Below are 14,737 nucleotides of genomic sequence, written 5' to 3'. Positions count from 1 at the left end.
GGCGCAAGCGCCTCTGCTTAGATTTGAATTCTTACGCCTATCGCCGACGCCGTATGGCATGAAGGCTGCCTTTGCAACATGACTTACTCGCTACACACCCTACATAGTCCGCCGACCCCCGTTCGCAAAGCGCAAACCGGGTTGGGCCGCTTCGCCACTGAGGTCGGAATTGTCCTAGGCGCTGTGCTCTTGTTGGCTTGGCTCGTCGCTTTGCTGAGCTACTCCCCGCACGATGCAGCATGGTCCACCACGGGCTCCGGCTTGCCATTGGCCAACCGCCTTGGGCGTTTTGGGGCCTATGTGGCGGATACCAGCTACTTTTGGTTGGGGTTCTCCGTGTGGTGGTGTGTGGCAGTGTGCATACGCCTGTGGTTGTCTTTGTTGGCCCAGCGGCTGCGCGGTGATGCCTTGGGGCCAGAGCCTGCCGATGTGCGCATTTGGAACACCAAAACAGCGTTTTGGATAGGCTGCGTATTGCTGATCTATGCCAGTACCTCCTTGGAGTGGTCACGCTTGTACAGCTGGGAAGCTCGTTTGCCAGGGCACAGTGGTGGTGCGCTGGGCTACCTCACGGGCAGCCAGAGCGTGCATTGGTTGGGCTTTGGCTGGTCTGGCTTGGTCGCCATCCTGCTGGGAGTCGTTGGAGCAGGCTTGGCATTTGGGTTTTCTTGGATGCACGTCGCTGAGCGCATTGGCGGCTGGGTGGACCGCAGACTGGAGTCTTACCGCGAGAAACGTGAAATGGCGCAAGACCTGCAGCTAGGGCAATTGGCTGCGCGGGAGCGTGAAGTGGTGCTGGTCGATGATTTTGCGGACACCGAAGGGGACCCTGACCACGAACCTCTTGCACCTGTGGCGCAGCCCCGGGTGAAGGCGCGCAAGGCGGAGCCTCAGCCCACGCCGGTGGTCATAGAGCCTGCGTTGGCCGAGCCCACGGTCATGAGCACACGGGTCGCCAAAGAGCGGCAAAAGCCCCTGTTTACCGAAATGCCAGACAGCAAGCTGCCCCAAGTGGCTTTGCTTGACGCCGTGCAACTGCGCCAAGAAACCGTGGCGCCTGAAACGCTGGAAATGACCAGCCGCATGATTGAGAAAAAGCTCAAAGACTTTGGCGTAGAAGTGCGCGTGGTCTTGGCGTCTCCAGGCCCGGTGATTACGCGCTACGAGATCGAGCCCGCCACCGGCGTCAAAGGCTCGCAAATTGTGGGTTTGGCCAAAGACTTGGCGCGCTCCTTGAGCTTGGTCTCCATCCGCGTGGTGGAAACCATTCCGGGCAAAAACTATATGGCGCTGGAGCTGCCCAACGCCAAGCGCCAGTCCATTACCCTGTCCGAAATTTTGGGCTCGCAGATTTACCACGAAGCCAAGTCCTTGCTCACCATGGGCTTGGGCAAAGACATCATTGGCAACCCCGTGGTGGCTGACCTTGCCAAGATGCCCCACGTGCTGGTGGCCGGCACCACGGGCTCAGGTAAGTCCGTGGGTATCAATGCCATGATCTTGAGCATTTTGTACAAGGCAGAAGCACGCGATGTGCGCCTGCTCATGATCGACCCCAAGATGTTGGAAATGTCGGTGTACGAGGGCATTCCGCATCTTTTGGCACCGGTGGTCACCGATATGCGCCAAGCCGCGCACGGGCTGAACTGGTGCGTGGCCGAGATGGAGCGGCGCTACAAGCTGCTCAGCAAAATGGGCGTGCGCAATTTGGCGGGCTACAACGCCAAGATTGACGACGCCGCTGCGCGCGAAGAATTCATCTACAACCCCTTTAGCCTCACGCCCGAAACGCCTGAGCCGCTGCAGCGCTTGCCGCACATCGTGGTGGTGATTGACGAGCTGGCCGACTTGATGATGGTGGTGGGCAAAAAGATTGAAGAGCTGATTGCCCGCTTGGCCCAAAAAGCCCGCGCCGCCGGTATTCACCTGATCTTGGCCACCCAGCGCCCCAGTGTGGACGTGATTACCGGTTTGATCAAAGCCAACATCCCGACCCGCATCTCATTCAAAGTCAGCAGCAAGATCGACAGCCGCACCATTCTTGACCAAATGGGCGCCGAAGCCTTGCTGGGCCTGGGTGACATGCTCTACATGCCCGGCAGTGGCATGCCCACGCGGGTGCACGGCGCCTTTGTCAGTGATGAAGAAGTCCACCGTGTGGTGAGCTACCTTAAAACCCAGGGCGAGCCTGATTACGTGGAAGGCGTATTGGAAGGCGGCACCGTGGACGGAGAAGACGGTGAGGCCGGCGAAAAAGGTGGCGGCAGTGGCGAGAAAGACCCCATGTACGACCAAGCGGTGGAAGTGGTGCTCAAAAACCGCAAAGCCAGCATCTCGCTGGTGCAGCGCCATTTGAAAATTGGCTATAACCGGGCAGCCCGTTTGGTGGAAGAGATGGAAAACGCAGGCTTGGTCAGCGCCATGAGCGGCAGCGGCCAGCGCGAAATTTTGGTGCCAGCGCGCGCCGAGTAAAGGGATTCAGTGAACACTAGATCGGGAAAACTGATTGCTACGCTTTTCGTAGCTGCTTGCGCTCTATCCACGGGCGCAGCGGGCGCTTCTGGCCTTGATGGGCTGGAGGCCTTCTTGAAGACTGCCAAAACGGGCCGTGCTGACTTCACGCAGCTAGTGACGTCTCCGCCCAAAGACGGGCAAGCACCACGCGCCAAAACCTCGTCAGGCACCTTTGAGTTTGCGCGGCCTAGCCGCTTTCGCTTTGTCTACAAAAAGCCGTTTGAGCAAACCATCGTGGCCGACGGCCAAACCCTGTGGCTCTACGACATAGATCTGAACCAGGTCACCGCCCGCAAACAATCGCAAGTGCTGGGCGCAAGCCCCGCTGCGCTCATAGCCTCTGCGCCCGATCTGCGGGCCTTGCAGGCCGATTTCGCCTTAGCAGCCGCACCGGATAAGGACGGCTTGGAATGGGTACTCGCCACCCCCAAGTCCAAAGACAGCCAACTGCAAACCGTGCGCGTGGGGTTCAAAGGCAATGACCTGGCCGTACTCGAAATTCTGGACAGCTTCGGCCAACAATCCGTCATGCGCTTTAGCAGCTACCAAGCTAATGCCACGCTAGACGCCGCCACCTTTCAGTTCAAGCCCCCGGCTGGGGCGGATGTGGTTCGGCAGTAGGTGCAGAGGTGATGGTGGCAAGCGCTTAAAGAAAAACTCTGCTGTGAATCTGGCGAACGACAGCTTGCAGGCGGACCATCTGAATTCCTGTCAGCGGTCGCTCCCAGACTTCAAGTTTGCAGCGATACCAGTCCTTCGCGATGACGGAATGAACTGAAGGACTAGGCCATCTTCGGACGGCTGGCAATGGCTGCTATGGGGTGAGCATTTGATAGACCCGGCTTTCGGCGGCAGGCTCCAACTGCTGGAGCTGTCCGTCGTAAATTTCTCGCTATCGTGCCATTTCAATTGCTAACTCATCGATTGACTGCAGGGTTTCGCGACTTTTTAGTCAAGGCTTTTCATGGGGCTCGTGTCGAAACCCAAATGGAATCAATGTCTTATCGCCGCGCCGTTGGCTTTGTTCATGAGCAGGTTTGCAGGGTTCGGCTCCATTTTCATGGGCAAGCCAACCGTCTGACGTCCGGAAAATAGGATATAAATCAAGGACTTAAAGAATACACGGGAGGGAAAAATGGCTCAAGGCGACCTTGTCCATAAGACGTTTTTTACTTCTAAATCACGTTGGGCATCGAAAGCATCAATGGATGCTCTACCACGCGCATATTGGGTAGAGACGACTCTCATCGCGCTTCAACCAAATTCCACGACGCTATGCCACTGATAAACATTCGTCTTGCACGCCGAGACGTGCCAACCTCTGCGCAACAAAAGGCGCAACTTATCGCCGGTGTCACTGAGCTCATGCACAAGGTTCTCGCGAAGCGGCCAGAGAGCGTTGTGGTGATCATTGATGAAGTCGATCCCGAGAACTGGGGTGAGGGCGGGGAGCCGGTCACGGCCATTCGCAAGCGTCGTCAGGCGAGTACCTCTGGGGGAGGCTGTGAATGAGTCTTCGCGGCACTGGTGGTCGCTACGGGGCCGCAACTTCGTCGATGCCCAACCAGTTGTTCCAGCCGACGGCCTCCGGCCTCGGCTTTACGCCAACGTTGAACCGCATCAAGGGTTCGCCAGAACAGTTGTTTCTCATCTAGTTCAAAACTGCAATCACAACTTCCTTGATTGGTCCGCTATCGGGCATTGAATTCGATGGGCTAGAAGTCGGCGTTGGGTCCATTGCTTGAGTGGTCCCATAATTTGCGACCGACCGCTTCTAGCCCATATTGCTGGTGCTCGCTTTGACGAAGTCCTAACCATTAAGCTGCCGTCTATCACTGACTGGCAATGACTGCATTGAAGCAGGCAAATCGTAGACTGCACCCCCCTGCACCCCCCCCCGCAATCGTCGTCTGAATATTCTCCCCCGTGTCCAAGTCGTCGGGCAGGTCGTCGATTTGCCGCGCTTCCATGAACTGTTGGGCGTAGCGCAGGTAGACGCCTTGTTGCACAAACACGTGGAAGAGGTCGGCATCGCTGTGGCCGTGATGTCGCGCAAGCTGCACCCCTGCATGCGCCACAATATTGCCCAATGAACGCTACCGCTGCCCATACCCCCAAACACCAGCCTTTGGCTGAACGCCTGCGCCCCAAAACCCTGGGCGAGGTGATTGGTCAGCAGCACTTGTTGGGTGAGGGCATGGCTCTGCGGCTGGCGTTTGAGTCGGGGCAGCCCCACAGCTGCATTTTGTGGGGCCCTCCGGGTACGGGCAAGACCACAATTGCGCGGCTCATGGCCAACGCCTTTGATGCGCAGTTTTTAACCATTAGCGCGGTGCTGGGCGGTGTAAAAGAAATTCGCGAAGCGGTAGACCTGGCCCAAACGGCGCGCGATGGGTTGGAGCAGCGCCACACCATCGTGTTTGTGGACGAGGTGCACCGCTTCAACAAAAGCCAGCAAGACGCGTTTTTGCCGCATGTGGAAAGCGGCTTGTTCACCTTCATTGGCGCCACCACCGAAAACCCCTCGTTCGAGGTGAACTCCGCCTTGCTTTCACGCGCGGCGGTGTACGTGCTGCAGCCTTTGGGGGAAGAAGATTTAAAGCAAATCGTAGCCAAGGCCCTTGCAGAATCTGCGCAACCAGCTATAGAAAGCGTAGCGGTGGATCGGCTGATTGCCTACGCTGATGGTGACGCCCGCCGCCTGCTCAACACCTTGGAAACCCTGGCCGTAGCTGCGGCCCAAGAGAAGGTGAGCGAGATCACCGACGTCTGGTTGCTCAAGGTGCTGGGCGAGCGCATGCGCCGCTACGACAAAGGTGGCGAGCAGTTTTACGACACCATCTCGGCCCTGCACAAAAGCGTGCGCGGGAGCGACCCCGACGCCGCCCTGTACTGGCTGCTGCGCATGCTAGATGGCGGGGCAGAGCCGCGCTACATGGCGCGCCGCCTGATTCGCATGGCCACCGAAGACATTGGGCTGGCCGACCCGCGCGCCCTGCGCTTGGCGCTGGACGCGGCCGAGGTGTACGAGCGCTTGGGCTCGCCCGAGGGTGAGTTGGCGCTGGCCGAGTGCGTGGTGTACTTGGCCATCGCGCCCAAGTCCAACGCCGTGTACAAAGCGTTTAACGAGGCCAAGGCCTTCATCAAAAAAGACGGCACGCGCCCGGTGCCCATGCACCTGCGCAACGCTCCCACCAAGCTCATGAAGCAGCTGGACTACGGCAAAAACTACCGCTATGCCCACGACGAAGCCGACGGCTACGCCGCGGGCGAAAACTACCTGCCCGATGGCATGCCCCCGCCCGGCTTCTACCGCCCTGTGGAGCGTGGCTTGGAAATCCGCATTGCCGAAAAAATGCGCCAACTGCGCGAAGCCGATGCACAAGCTAAGGCAGCAGGCCAAGGGTGAGCCAAACATCTATGGATTTTGATGAAAAAGTGCTTTCTGCGCCCATGGATATTGCGCAAGCAGCTATGAAATTTGTAGTATCTGCCTTGCGCAGTGTTTTGGCTTGGGTTGAATGAAGAACTGCTTGTGATGCAACTAGAGACCATCAGCCTGTCCAACCTGGACCATGTGGCTGCCATCCACGCCGCCAGCTGGCGCTCTGCTTACCGAGGCATTTTGCAAGACGCTTTTTTGGATGCTGACTTAGTTGCCAACCGCCAAGCCTTGTGGACCAAGCGCCTTACGCCCAACCGCGCTGATCAGTTTGGCTATCTGGCCTTTGATCCTGTCCACAACAAGGCCCTCGGCTTTGTCTATGCCTACGCAGGGGCGGACCCGCAGTGGGGCACGCTGGCGGATAACCTGCATGTCATGCCCGAATGCAAAGGCCAAGGCATTGGCCGCAGTTTGCTGAAAGCCATTGCGCATCACTGCCAAGCCGCCAACCCAAGCCAAGGCCTGTACCTGTGGGTGTACGAGCGCAACACCGCCGCCCAGCAGTTCTATGCCGCACTTGGCGGACAGCGCGGCGAACGCATCGAAGTCACTGTGGCCGGTGGCGGCACCGCGCCCGAGTGGCGCTACAGCTGGGCCTCACCGGCTGTTTTGCTGGAGCGTTTGGGCTAAGCATGAACATGAATGTGAATCCAATGACCGGCTATCAAACGCCCACGCTAGAAACCGAACGCCTGTGGTTCCGAGAGTTGCGTCTATCCGATGCGCAAGACATGTTTGCGCTGGACTCCGATCCAGACGTAGTGCGGTATGCAGGCGACGCGCCGCTTACCCACATCGACCAAGCGCGCGAGCGTATTGAAGGCATCCAGCAGCAGTACCGCGCGTTGGGGCTTGGGCGTTGGGCCGCCATTCGCAAAGACACCCAAGAGTTCATGGGCTGGGCGGGGCTGATGTACATCCAAGCCATCAATGGGCGCACCGACGTGTACGACCTGGGCTACCGCTTCTTGCCAAAGCACTGGGGGCAAGGTTTTGCGACAGAGGCAGCCAGTGCTTTCATCACCCACGGCTTTGATGTCATGCACCTCCAACGCATCAGCGCCTATGCCGATGTGAGGCACACGGCCTCGCGACACGTGCTGGAAAAATGTGGGCTTGCGCTGACGAACACCTTTATGGATGACGGCGATGTTTGCGCTTGGTACGTGATCGACCACGCCACGTGGACGCGCAATCGCAACCCCTGATACGGCCGCTGCCTTAGTCGCCTAGCAAAACCGTATCCATCTGCAGTTTGCGCAAGCCTTCGGGCATGGTGAGCGTGGCACGGTCCTATTGCTCTAGGGCGCGCAAGACGCTGTTTCAAGCCACAGGCAGGCTGCCTGCGTGCTTGACCTCTTTGAGTGAGAAGCTGGTGGATATTTCTTTGACCCCCGGCAAGCTGCCGATTTTGGAGCGCACCAAGAGCGAAAACGCCTCCAGGTCAGGGGCAATGGCTTCGATCAAATAGTCGTATCTGCCGGAGAGGTTGTGGCAGGCCAGCACTTGGGGCAGTGCCACCACTTCGCGCTCAAACGCGGCCACCACCTCGGGGGTGTGGTTGTTCATTTGCAGTTGCACAAAGCCGGTGACCCCATAGCCCAGTTTCTTGCGGCTCAGGCGTGCGTGGTAGCCCTCAATCACGCCTGCGTCTTCTAGCTGGCGCACCCGGCGCCAGCAGGGGGAGGGCGAGAGTGCCACCTTGGTGGCCAGCTCGGCCACGGTTTGGCGTGCGTCTTGTTGCAGGGCTTGCAGGAGTTGGCGGTCGGTGGTGTCGAGTGGGGAGGTTTCCATGGGTAAATATTACCAACATTAATTCAATATTGGAATATTTATCTATTTTTTAGGGGAAATGGGTACGTAATAGCCAAAATTTACCCAAGCACTTGGACAACAATTTTCAGCAGTTCATCCCATAAAAAAACCCTGAAAGAAGACCATGAGCGAGACACACCACAAAGGCTTTAGCACCCGCGCCATCCACTTTGGCTACAACCCAGCCGACCACCAAGGCGCGTTGGTGCCGCCCATCCACACCTCCGCCACGTTTGCGTTCCCCGACGTGGCTTACGGTGGGCGCTGCTTTGCGGGTACTGAGCCAGGGTACTTTTACACCCGCATTGCCAACCCGACCTTGGCGTTGTTGGAAGGCCGCTTGGCCAGCCTGGAAGAAGGCGCTGGCGCTGTGGTGTTTGGCTCCGGTATGGGTGCGATCACCGCCACGCTGTGGTCTATGTTGGAGCAAGGCGACGAAGTGCTGGCCGACCTCACTTTGTACGGTTGCACCTTCTCGTTCATGAACCACGGTTTGACGCGCTTTGGCGTGACGGTGCGCCACGTGGACATGACGGACCCCGCCAACGTGGCACAGGCCATGGGCCCCAAGACCAAGGTGGTGTACTTCGAGTCCCCCGCCAACCCCAATATGCGCATGGTGGACATTGAAGCCGTGTCACGCATTGCCCATGCCGGTGGCGCGCGCGTGGTGGTCGACAACACTTACTGCACACCGTATCTGCAGCAACCGTTGTTGTTAGGCGCTGACGTGAGTGTGCATTCCATGACCAAGTACCTGGGTGGCCACGGCGACCTGACTGCAGGTGCCGCCATCTTCGCGGACGCTGAACTGGCCACGCGCGTGCGCTTGTTCGGTCTCAAAGACATGACGGGTGCAGTGATGTCAGCCCAAGACGCGCACTTGGTGATGCGTGGTTTGAAAACCCTCACCTTGCGCATGGACCGCCACTGCCAAAGCGCACAAAAGGTCGCTGAGCTGCTAGAGCGCCATAGCGCCACGGCAGTGGTGCACTTTCCTGGCCTGCCGAGCTTTCCCCAGCATGCACTGGCCAAGCGCCAAATGCGCCAGTTTGGCGGCATGGTGGCGTTTGAGCTCAAGGGTGGCTTGCAAGCCGGCATCCGCTTTATGGATGCCTTGCAGCTGGTTACCCGCGCGGTGAGCTTGGGCGACGCCGAGACTCTGGCGCAGCACCCCGCCAGCATGACCCACTCCACCTACACCCCCGAAGAGCGCCAAGCCCATGGCATCTCCGATGGTTTGGTGCGCTTGTCCATCGGGCTGGAAGACATTGACGACGTGCTGGCCGACATTGCGCAAGCGCTAGCCATGGCGGAACGCGGCAGCACGGTCGGCAAGCTGGTGGCGCAAGCTGCCCAAGCGCCTGATTGCTTGGAAGCGGTCTAGGCCTTTGCGCAAGCCCTGCACGGGTTGTGCGGGGCATGATTGAGGGGCAAATATGCCGTTTGCGCCCGTGTATATTGCGCAAGCAGCTATTGAATGTATAGCGTTTGTTGGGGGTAGGGCGATGCAGCTTGCCTGGCATCCCACAAACGCTGTGCGCTGAGCGCCACAGTCTGGTACACATTTTGTTGCCATAAACATACCATTGGTTAAACCTGTGCAGCAGTTTTTGTACGACGATCTTTCCCATTTTGGCACCTGATCCAAAGCGTTGGAAAGCTAGACATGCGAATACAAAAAGACCTGTTTCACCATGACGGCGCGAGCGCCGCGCCCATCGTCAAACGCAACACACCGAGCTTGGCGCAGTCCAAGCGCCCTTTGGTCGCCGTTGCCAGCGCCGACACCTTTGTAGCTGCGCAAACCAGCGCGGCAAACGACAGCGTCACGCTTAGTCAAAACCCGTTCACTGAATTGCCAAATCTGCTGCTTGCAAGGGTGGGCTAGCGCAGGCCACTGCCTTTCAAATTGTCTGCAGAACCATACTTTCGGCTAAACCATGTGTGCGCCATTTGTATGACGATACCTTCCGCCAGAGCAATACGTTCTAAACGTTGGAAGGATGGACATGCGCATACAAAAAAGTTTCCTATTCGATGGTGACGCAGCGCTACGAGCGCCCCAAGCACAGGCCGCACAGGCGAAGCCTGCGCGTGCAAAACCCGTACTCGAATCTGCGCACGCTTCGGCCGCATCGACCCCGTGTGCAGCCGCACATGGAGAGCCTGGCGGATCTGTAGTCACCTCCGTCGGCAGTGCGCAGTGTGTCCAAGATGCCGGTGTGACTAACTTCGGGAGTTGAGTTTTCTTGCATGGTTGAAAATCGTTTTGTGCTCCACACCTTGCTGCTGATGGTGGGGGCGAAAGACTGGCAGCAGTTGCGCCAGTTGCTGCGTGTGAGATGGACCTTGATGCTTAACACACTGGGCTATTCCCAGACAGTGTGCGAGCGAATTCAGCACTGGGCCGAGCAAGGTTTGCGCGAGGTGGACTTGCACAGCCGCTGCAGGGTGTACCACTTGCGCTCGCGTCGCGGTGTGCGCGGGTTCTTGGTGCTTATCGCACCTATGCATCCGATTGAGTTGCGCACCACAGACATCGTCTTGCTGCAAACCTACTTACAGCAGTTGGTGAGCGAGCAATTGTTTTTGCCATCGTCGGCATTGCGCATGGTTGTGAATATCAAGCCCAACACGCATCAGCGTGCGCGTGCCAGTGCGCCGCAAACCTTGGGCGTGCCTTTGCAGGATGTTGTGCGTACGTGCATTGGCTACCAGTATTCAACGTCTGAGCTGCAGAAGCTTTTCGGTAGGGCAACTGGTACTGCGCCTACATCGCCTTTTCATGCATCGGCTGTCCAAGCCAAATGCAGCCTAGGTGCGACACACACACCGGACAGTGCGGACCTTGAGTCTGGGGATTACCCGGTCTTAACGAGCCCTCACATCCCCAAGCCAAGCGCGGCCTGGCTCGACATCCCCTAAAACCATACTTTTGGTTAATGGGCACCTTGCGCCTCGCTGGAAAAATTCTCTCAAAGTGCTAGTCGGGGTTTCTTGGTTGGGGGTGACAGCTTTCAACGGGCTATTGGCTTTGCACGCCTTTTGAAAGAATTGAGGAATCGTATGCGTTTACAGTCAGCTAGCACAACAACAGGCGCTCGTCATCTCGTTGGGTGGTCCGCACTTGCCTTGGTTGCATCGCTTACCGCCTGCGGAGGGGGCGGCGGCCAATCAGGCAGCAGCCCTAGCAGCGGTACTGCGCCAGCAACTCCTGCCGCAGTACCAGCAACTCCTGCCGCAGTACCAGCAGCTCCTACCGCAGTACCAGCAGCTCCAACCGCAGTACCAGCAACTCCTACCGCAGTACCAGCAACTCCTACCCCGGTGCCGGTGCCTCCTGCCTCAGTACCGGTACCAGTCTCGGCCGCACGTATCGCCACCGTCGAATTGGCCCAATCCCTGTTGTTTCCCAGTGGGGATAGTGCTTTGGTGCTGGTGGCGGGCAAAGACGCTTTGGTCAAAGTCAATGTGACCACCACCAACACCGCGCAGCCTATCCCTGACGGGACGCTGCGCGTGGAGACCCAAGCGGGCGTTTTGGTGCGAACGATCGCTTTGACAAAGCCAACGTCCACCCTGCCTGCCTCAGTGCCAACAGTGCCCAGTTTCACCAATGCCTATACGGCAGTGGTGCCTGCGAATCTGGTGACCGCTGGATTGCGTTTAACGGCCAGCATTCCCGATGGCGCGAGCACGGTCACGATCAACCCGCGTGTGGGCGCCGGGGTGACCATGGATCTGGTGGCAGTGCCGGTGAAGATTGGCGATACGGTAGGGCAAGTCGTGGCTAACGCTTCCAGTTTTTTGCTGGCCCGAATGCCGTTTGCCAACATCAATTTCCAGACGCGCGCTACCTATACCTCTACCAGCGTAACTACCTTGCCCGCCACGGGCGCAGAGTGGAGTACTGCATATAACAAAATCTTGGGTGAAATCAGTACCCTGCGTTTTCTAGACAACACAGGCAACAAAACCTACTACTACGGCTTTGTACCCAAGCGCACCTGGGGTTTGGCTGGTTTAGGTGAACGCCCCGGCAATGCCGCCATCGGCTTTGACATGCCAGACAGTGAAGGGTCCGTGTTAAAAACTATGGCGCATGAACTGGGTCACAACCTCGGCGTGCAGCATGCGCCCTGCGGGGGGCCCGCCAATCCTGATCCAAACTATCCGTATGCCAATGCCGCTCTAGGTGCGGGGACCCGCTTTATCTGGGGCTACAACAGCGCGACCAAGACTTTTGTCGACCCGCGTAAAGTCACTTTGAGCGACATCATGAGCTACTGTAACGGTGACACGTTTTCGGACTACAACTATCGCAAGATTCAAACCTATTTGACGCCTGCGGACGCTTTCGTCAAAACAGCTGCGGCGTCTGTCAACGCAGCGGGCCCGCAAGAGTTGTTGCTCATCAGTGGCATGGTTTCTAGTGGCAAGGTAGATATGCGCCCGGTCAAAACTCTCAAGGGCGAGGCGCAGTTGCCTGATGACGGCCCCTACACCCTGCGCCTAGGCACAAGCGCTGGCGTTGTGGAATACCGCTTTGCCATGCAAGAGCTAGATCACGACAGCAGCACACAGCTGTTTGGCTTCACTGTGCCCAACCCTGGCACATTGCTGAGCATCACCATCTTGAAAGACGGTGTGACCTTGATGCAACGCGGTGGTGTGGCGACAGCGCAAAAATCCGTGGCTTCTTACGTCATGGCGGCTGACAAGACCGGCGTGCAATGGACTGAGCAAGGCCGCACCGCAACTCTGCGTTGGGACAACGCTAGCACGCCTTATCTGACGGTAGTGCATGTGGGTGCGCAGCGTACAACCTTGGCCCAAGACCTCACAGGCGGCTCTGCCACCGTGAACCTGCCGGCCAATGTGCCTGCAGGTGGTAGCTTTGAGTTCATCCTCTCAGACGGCCTGAACTCTCACCGCGTGACGGTCGCGCGCTAGTCAAAAACCATACTTTTGGTTAGTGGGCACCTTGCTGCTCGCTGGAAAAATTCTCTCAAAGTGCTAGTCAGGGTTTCTTGGTTGGGGGTGACAGCTTTCAACGGGCTATGGGCTTTGCACGCCTTTTAAAAGAATTGAGGAACCGTATGTGTTTACAGTCAGCTAGCACAACAACAGGCGCTCGTCATCTCGTTGGGTGGTCCGCACTTGCCTTGGTTGCATCGCTTACCGCCTGCGGAGGGGGCGGCGGCCAATCAGGCAGCAGCCCTAGCAGCGGTACTGCGCCAGCAACTCCTGCCGCAGTACCAGCAGCTCCTACCGCAGTACCAGCAACTCCTACCCCGGTGCCGGTGCCTCCTGCCCCAGTACCGGTACCAGTCTCGGCCGCACGTATCGCCACCGTCGAATTGGCCCAATCCCTGTTGTTTCCCAGTGGGGATAGTGCTTTGGTGCTGGTGGCGGGCAAAGACGCTTTGGTCAAAGTCAATGTGACCACCACCAACACCGCGCAGCCTATCCCTGACGGGACGCTGCGCGTGGAGACCCAAGCGGGCGTTTTGGTGCGAACGATCGCTTTGACAAAGCCAACGTCCACCCTGCCTGCCTCAGTGCCAACAGTGCCCAGTTTCACCAATGCCTATACGGCAGTGGTGCCTGCGAATCTGGTGACCGCTGGATTGCGTTTAACGGCCAGCATTCCCGATGGCGCGAGCACGGTCACGATCAACCCGCGTGTGGGCGCCGGGGTGACCATGGATCTGGTGGCAGTGCCGGTGAAGATTGGCGATACGGTAGGGCAAGTGGTGGCTAACCCTTCCGGTTTTTTGTTGGCCCGAATGCCGTTTGCCAACATCAATTTCCAGACGCGCGCTACCTATACCTCTACCAGCGTAACTACCTTGCCTACTACCGATGCTGACTGGTATACGGCGTTTACCAAAATCGCGAACGAGATCATTGCCCTGCGGTTGCTGGACAACACGGGCAAGAAGACCTACTACTACGGTTTTGCGCCCAAGCGCAGTTGGGGCTTTGCCGGTTTAGGTCAAATCCCTGGCAATGTCGCCGTTGGCTTTGATATGCCAAGCAGCGACTGGGCCGTGTTAACAATCATGGCGCATGAACTGGGTCACAACCTCGGCCTTCCTCATGCGCCTTGTGCTGCCGGTAATCCTGATCCAAACTATCCTTATGCCAATGGCGCGTTGGGTGCGGGGAACCGCTTTATCTGGGGCTACAACAGCGCGACCAAGACTTTTGTGGACCCGACTGTTCCCAATAGAAGCGATGTAATGGGCTACTGTAACGGTGACACGTTTTCGGACTACAACTACCGCAAGATCCAAACCTATTTGACGCCTGCGGACGCTTTCGTCAAAACAGCTGCGGCGTCTGTCACCGCAGCGGGCCCGCAAGAGTTGTTGCTCATCAGTGGCATGGTTTCTAGTGGCAAGGTAGATATGCGCCCAGTGAAAACTCTCAAGGGCGAGGCGCAGTTGCCTGATGACGGCCCCTACACCCTGCGCCTAGGCACAAGCGCTGGCGTTGTGGAATACCGCTTTGCCATGCAAGAGCTAGATCACGACAGCAGCACACAGCTGTTTGGCTTCACTGTGCCCAACCCTGGCACATTGCTGAGCATCACCATCTTGAAAGACGGTGTGACCTTGATGCAACGCGGTGGTGTGGCGACAGCGCAAAAATCCGTGGCTTCTTACGTCATGGCGGCTGACAAGACCAGCGTGCAATGGACTGAGCAAGGCCGCACCGCAACTCTGCGTTGGGACAACGCTAGCACGCCTTATCTGACGGTAGTGCATGTGGGTGCGCAGCGTACAACCTTGGCCCAAGACCTCACAGGCGGCTCTGCCACCGTGAACCTGCCGGCCAATGTGCCTGCAGGTGGTAGCTTTGAGTTCATCCTCTCAGACGGCCTGAACTCTCACCGCGTGACGGTCGCGCGCTAGTCAAAAACCATACTTTTGGTTAGTGGGCACCTTGCTGCTC

Annotated in this window: 13 protein-coding genes; 12 read left to right on the top strand and 1 reads right to left on the bottom strand. The window is 58.0% G+C overall.

The features are described 5' to 3' along the window. Positions 1–78: 78 nt before the first annotated feature. The 7 genes from EXZ61_RS22415 to EXZ61_RS15935 all read left to right on the top strand — a co-directional run bounded on the left by EXZ61_RS22415 (position 79) and on the right by EXZ61_RS15935 (position 7,167). Positions 79–2,472 (top strand): DNA translocase FtsK, encoded by a 2,394-nt coding sequence (locus tag EXZ61_RS22415; RefSeq protein ID WP_142812708.1) that lies wholly within the window; start codon positions 79–81, stop codon positions 2,470–2,472. A 9-nt stretch (positions 2,473–2,481) separates the two neighbouring features. Beyond that, a complete protein-coding gene (gene lolA / locus EXZ61_RS15955) occupies positions 2,482–3,135 on the top strand; it encodes an outer membrane lipoprotein periplasmic chaperone LolA (protein WP_425353584.1) in 654 nt (217 codons plus the stop codon). A gap of 654 nt (positions 3,136–3,789) precedes the next feature. Continuing rightward, on the top strand, positions 3,790–4,026 hold the full coding sequence (locus EXZ61_RS15950; RefSeq protein ID WP_142812707.1) for a tautomerase family protein: 237 nt from the start codon (positions 3,790–3,792) through the stop codon (positions 4,024–4,026). 443 nt (positions 4,027–4,469) lie between these two features. Then, positions 4,470–4,607 (top strand): hypothetical protein, encoded by a 138-nt coding sequence (locus EXZ61_RS21935; protein ID WP_168224794.1) that lies wholly within the window; start codon positions 4,470–4,472, stop codon positions 4,605–4,607. Beyond that, the gene (locus tag EXZ61_RS15945) at positions 4,604–5,923 is read left to right on the top strand and encodes a replication-associated recombination protein A (RefSeq protein ID WP_142812706.1); all 1,320 of its coding nucleotides are present in this window, start codon (positions 4,604–4,606) and stop codon (positions 5,921–5,923) included. Before EXZ61_RS21935 ends, EXZ61_RS15945 begins: the two co-directional genes overlap by 4 nt. A gap of 129 nt (positions 5,924–6,052) precedes the next feature. After that, positions 6,053–6,589 carry a GNAT family N-acetyltransferase gene (locus EXZ61_RS15940; protein WP_142812705.1) on the top strand — a complete coding sequence of 179 codons (537 nt, stop codon included), beginning with the start codon at positions 6,053–6,055 and terminating at the stop codon, positions 6,587–6,589. Between the two features lie 8 nt (positions 6,590–6,597). Then, positions 6,598–7,167, top strand: coding sequence for a GNAT family N-acetyltransferase (locus EXZ61_RS15935; RefSeq protein ID WP_168224793.1), 570 nt, complete (start codon positions 6,598–6,600; stop codon positions 7,165–7,167). 115 nt (positions 7,168–7,282) lie between these two features. On the opposite strand, the gene EXZ61_RS15930 is transcribed toward EXZ61_RS15935, so the two are convergent. Next, on the bottom strand, positions 7,283–7,753 hold the full coding sequence (locus EXZ61_RS15930) for an Lrp/AsnC family transcriptional regulator (protein ID WP_142812703.1): 471 nt from the start codon (positions 7,751–7,753) through the stop codon (positions 7,283–7,285). 145 nt (positions 7,754–7,898) lie between these two features. On the opposite strand from EXZ61_RS15930, the gene EXZ61_RS15925 reads away from it, so the two are divergent. The 5 genes from EXZ61_RS15925 (at position 7,899) to EXZ61_RS15900 (ending at position 14,697) form a co-directional block, all read left to right on the top strand. Further along, positions 7,899–9,161, top strand: coding sequence for a methionine gamma-lyase (locus EXZ61_RS15925; RefSeq protein ID WP_142812702.1), 1,263 nt, complete (start codon positions 7,899–7,901; stop codon positions 9,159–9,161). A 282-nt stretch (positions 9,162–9,443) separates the two neighbouring features. Then, on the top strand, positions 9,444–9,665 hold the full coding sequence (locus tag EXZ61_RS15920; protein WP_142812701.1) for a hypothetical protein: 222 nt from the start codon (positions 9,444–9,446) through the stop codon (positions 9,663–9,665). A 365-nt stretch (positions 9,666–10,030) separates the two neighbouring features. Further along, entirely contained in the window at positions 10,031–10,702 is a 672-nt protein-coding gene (locus tag EXZ61_RS15915) for a hypothetical protein (RefSeq protein ID WP_142812700.1), read from the top strand. 141 nt (positions 10,703–10,843) lie between these two features. Beyond that, a complete protein-coding gene (locus tag EXZ61_RS15905) occupies positions 10,844–12,730 on the top strand; it encodes a M66 family metalloprotease (RefSeq protein ID WP_168224792.1) in 1,887 nt (628 codons plus the stop codon). A 212-nt stretch (positions 12,731–12,942) separates the two neighbouring features. Further along, on the top strand, positions 12,943–14,697 hold the full coding sequence (locus EXZ61_RS15900; protein ID WP_168224791.1) for a M66 family metalloprotease: 1,755 nt from the start codon (positions 12,943–12,945) through the stop codon (positions 14,695–14,697). Positions 14,698–14,737 lie beyond the last annotated feature (40 nt).

Source organism: Rhodoferax aquaticus, assembly GCF_006974105.1.
GTDB classification, from domain to species: Bacteria; Pseudomonadota; Gammaproteobacteria; order Burkholderiales; family Burkholderiaceae_C; genus Allorhodoferax; species Allorhodoferax aquaticus_A.
This window is presented reverse-complemented; position numbering and strand designations above follow the sequence as displayed.

Excerpts from the sequence above, each read along its gene's own strand:
- EXZ61_RS15945 (WP_142812706.1), top strand. The coding sequence starts at position 4,604 with ATGAACGCTACCGCTGCCCATACCCCCAAACACCAGCCTTTGGCTGAA.
- EXZ61_RS15925 (WP_142812702.1), top strand. The coding sequence starts at position 7,899 with ATGAGCGAGACACACCACAAAGGCTTTAGCACCCGCGCCATCCACTTT.
- EXZ61_RS15935 (WP_168224793.1), top strand. The coding sequence starts at position 6,598 with ATGAATGTGAATCCAATGACCGGCTATCAAACGCCCACGCTAGAAACC.
- EXZ61_RS15950 (WP_142812707.1), top strand. The coding sequence starts at position 3,790 with ATGCCACTGATAAACATTCGTCTTGCACGCCGAGACGTGCCAACCTCT.
- EXZ61_RS15905 (WP_168224792.1), top strand. The coding sequence starts at position 10,844 with ATGCGTTTACAGTCAGCTAGCACAACAACAGGCGCTCGTCATCTCGTT.
- EXZ61_RS15915 (WP_142812700.1), top strand. The coding sequence starts at position 10,031 with ATGGTTGAAAATCGTTTTGTGCTCCACACCTTGCTGCTGATGGTGGGG.
- EXZ61_RS15940 (WP_142812705.1), top strand. The coding sequence starts at position 6,053 with ATGCAACTAGAGACCATCAGCCTGTCCAACCTGGACCATGTGGCTGCC.
- EXZ61_RS15920 (WP_142812701.1), top strand. The coding sequence starts at position 9,444 with ATGCGAATACAAAAAGACCTGTTTCACCATGACGGCGCGAGCGCCGCG.
- EXZ61_RS15930 (WP_142812703.1), bottom strand. The coding sequence starts at position 7,753 with ATGGAAACCTCCCCACTCGACACCACCGACCGCCAACTCCTGCAAGCC.
- EXZ61_RS22415 (WP_142812708.1), top strand. The coding sequence starts at position 79 with ATGACTTACTCGCTACACACCCTACATAGTCCGCCGACCCCCGTTCGC.